This is a genomic window from Ligilactobacillus sp. (genome assembly GCF_036846325.1).
GTDB lineage: Bacteria > Bacillota > Bacilli > Lactobacillales > Lactobacillaceae > Ligilactobacillus.
Genome location: NZ_DAIUCE010000158.1, coordinates 1 through 2,748, shown reverse-complemented (window position 1 = coordinate 2,748; position 2,748 = coordinate 1). Strand labels below are relative to the sequence as shown.

Below are 2,748 nucleotides of genomic sequence, written 5' to 3'. Positions count from 1 at the left end.
TGTGGAGCCGAGCGCTCATGAGCCCGTAAATTCCGGCTCCCGATTACGGGCAAAACGGCGATTTCTGAGATTTGCCCGTAAACGGCAGCACCTGGTTGCGGTCAAAGCACACATTTAACGTCGCATACACAAACAAAGTCCCGGATGAAGTTTGCAGTTAACTGCAAATCATCCGGGACCTTTTGCTCGAGACATAGTTTTTTCCCAGCATCGTTTTTGATTTGACAGGGCATCTGTCAGGAGCAGTCAAATTCAGGGTCGTGACAGTAAAGCAGACTGGAATTCTGGATTTCGACGAAAACAGTCTGACCTGCCTGACATTTTAACAGACAGAAAAAGAGCCGCGATTCTTCGCGACTCTTTTCTGCACTACTGATTCTGGACCGCGTCATACTGGGCGTCCGTTACCGTTTCGCACCATTCGTTTGAAGTCTGCTCACCCGGAACTTCGATTGCCAGATGGCTGAACCAGCTGTCTGAAGCTGCGCCATGCCAATGCTTGACCTCAGCCGGAATATTGATGCAGTCGCCCGGCTTCATTTCGATTGCAGGCTTGCCCTCTTCCTGATAGTAACCACGGCCGGCAACGCAGATAATGATCTGTCCGCCGCCTTTTGCTGCATGATGAATATGCCAGTTGTTGCGGCATCCCGGCTCGAAGGTGACGTTGTAGACGCCGACCTGGCTTGTCGAAACCGGAGCAAGGTAGCTCTTGCCGACAAAATACTTCGCAAAGGCATCGTTTGGTTCACCGATCGGGAAGACCATCTCCTTGGCATGAGCGCGCATTGCCGGATCTTCATAAGGAAGATCGCCTTCGCCGTCATTCCAGACCTCCTTGGCCAGGTTGAACACTGCCCAGCCCTTTGGCCAGCCAGCATAAAATGCAACGTGCGTGATAATTGCGGCAATTTCCTTTTGCGTCACGCCATGTGCCTTGGCATTTTCAAGATGGAACTTCAGCGAAGAATCCGTGATGCCGGATGCCATCAGGGCAACAACCGTGATAATGCTTCTCGTCTTGACGTCGATGTCCTGATTGTTCCAGTTTTCGCCGAAAAGAACATCGTCATTATAGTGGGCAAATTCAGGGGCGAATTTGCCAAGTGCGTTTCTGCCTGCTGTTTGAACTATTTTTGACATGATAAGTTCCCTCCTGTTACATGTTTTCTTCTAAAAATGCTTCAATCTCATCAAACGGGATTACATCCATATTATCATACAAATCGGTGTGAACCGCATCAGGAATCGGCAAAAACTTCTTGTTTGCCGTGTATTTGCTGTCCTTGATCATCGCTTCATAGGCTTCTTTTCCCATATAGAAGCTGTGGGCCTTTTCACCGTGAATAATCATCACCGCACTGCGGATCTCGTTACTGTATTTTAAAATCGGCTGATTCATGAACGATTCGCAGCCGACAACGGCCCAGCCGTCATTCGAGTTGAGACTGCGTTCATGATAGGCACGGCCCTTGTAATATTCGCTGTAATCCTTGACGAAGAACGGAGCATCATCCGGAACGGGCAGCGGCATGCAGCCGCCTGCTCTTGAGTATTCGTCTGCCGTATATTCCCTGGTGCGGGTCTCATTGATGGCCTTTTTCTTTTCATAGCGTGCCTCTTCGCTGTCCTCATCGTCAAAGTATCCGTTAGCATTGATTCTTGCCATGTCATACATCGTTGAAACAATCGTTACCTTAATTCGCGTATCAAGTGCCGCCGTATTCAATGCGATGCCACCCCATCCGCAGATTCCGATGATGCCGATTCTTTCATAATCAACGTCGTCTCTGTTCGAAAGAAAATCAACAGCCGCCATGAAATCTTCGGTATTGATGTCAGGGGATGCAATATATCGCGGAAAACCGCCGCTTTCACCGGTGTATGACGGATCAAACGCAATCGTCAGATAACCTTTTTCCGCCATTTGCTGTGCATAAAGTCCCGAGCACTGTTCCTTGACCGCCCCGAAAGGACCGCAGACGGCAAGTGCGGGCATCTTTGCCCCGTGATTCTTCGGAATGTACATGTCAGCCGCCAGCGTGATGCCGTACCGGTTGACAAATGTTGTCTTCTGATGGTCAACCTTGTCGCTTTTTTCAAACGTCTTGTCCCATTCGCTGACTAAGTTGAGTTTTTCTGGTTTCATTAAAATCTGCCTTTCCTTCTTGAAATTTATTGTGTGTAGCTTTATACTTGAGATTATCATACAACCTAAAGTTAACTTTAAGTCAACAGATTTTTGGAGGATTTTTTCATGTACACGATTGGACAAGTTTCAGAAACAACCGGTCTGCCCGTTTCAACTCTGCGCTATTACGACAAGGAAGGACTCTTTCCTCATCTGGAACGAAAGGGTTATGTCAGAAAATTCAGCGACACGGAACTGGAAGAAGTCAGAATCATCGAATGCCTCAAGAGATCGGGCCTTGAAATCAAGGACATCCGCCAGTTCTTCCAGTGGGTTTCAGAAGGCAGCAGCACCTACGGAAAACGTCGCGAGCTTTTCGCCCGTCAAAGAGATGTCATTCAGCATAAAATAGAAGCACTTGAAAAGACAATGGCCATGCTCGAATTCAAATGCTGGTACTATGACAAGGCCATGCAGGACGGAAATGAAGATGAACTGCGTAAAATGCTGCCGGACAATCTGCCGGAAGAGATTCAAAGAATCTATGACAAGGCGCATGAGCAGGACAAGGTGTGAGAAGCTGCGGTCATGAGCCCGTACACAAGCATGAGGACGAC

Annotated in this window: 3 protein-coding genes; 1 reads left to right on the top strand and 2 read right to left on the bottom strand. The window is 48.3% G+C overall.

The annotated features are described in order from the left end of the window. Nucleotides 1-369 precede the first annotated feature (369 nt). Entirely contained in the window at nt 370-1,143 is a 774-nt protein-coding gene (locus V7Z60_RS09660; protein WP_334117602.1) for a carboxymuconolactone decarboxylase family protein, read from the bottom strand. 16 nt (nt 1,144-1,159) lie between these two features. Further along, nucleotides 1,160-2,149, bottom strand: coding sequence for an alpha/beta hydrolase (locus tag V7Z60_RS09655; RefSeq protein WP_334117601.1), 990 nt, complete (start codon nt 2,147-2,149; stop codon nt 1,160-1,162). Between the two features lie 108 nt (nt 2,150-2,257). On the opposite strand from V7Z60_RS09655, the gene V7Z60_RS09650 reads away from it, so the two are divergent. Further along, nucleotides 2,258-2,707 (top strand): MerR family transcriptional regulator, encoded by a 450-nt coding sequence (locus V7Z60_RS09650; RefSeq protein ID WP_334117600.1) that lies wholly within the window; start codon nt 2,258-2,260, stop codon nt 2,705-2,707. Nucleotides 2,708-2,748 lie beyond the last annotated feature (41 nt).